The 340-nt window shown below is 77.9% G+C and carries 1 pseudogene; it reads right to left on the reverse strand.

Annotated features, from left to right (window positions below):
* Nucleotides 1–340: pseudogene (locus OOT08_RS08345) on the reverse strand (2-succinyl-5-enolpyruvyl-6-hydroxy-3-cyclohexene-1-carboxylic-acid synthase); the annotation flags it as partial.

Raw genomic sequence — 340 nt, forward strand, 5'->3', positions numbered from 1 at the left:
ACCCCGAAGACCACGGCGCGCTCGATCCGACCACCGAACTCGGGGTCGGCGAGCAGCTCCGCGTAGCGGGAGATGGCCTGGCGCCCGTAGCGCGCGCCGCTCACGGCCTCGGCGAGCAGGGGCAGTCCGGCCCGGTAGGCGAACTCCTCCGCGGCCGCCCCGGCGCCCGCCCCGGCGATGACGACGGTGGGCAGGGCGTCGGCGTGCCGGTAGGGCGGCAGCGCCTGAGCGTCCCGGCCGTCGGGCTCGGGAAGGGCGGCGAGCGCCGCGCCGAGGCGCTCGGCGCGCTCGGGGTCCGCGGGCACCGGGCCCGAGAGGGGTTCCCGAAAGGCAAGATTGA

The sequence above is a fragment of the Leucobacter sp. M11 genome, from assembly GCF_035726885.1.
GTDB lineage: Bacteria > Actinomycetota > Actinomycetes > Actinomycetales > Microbacteriaceae > JAPFRB01.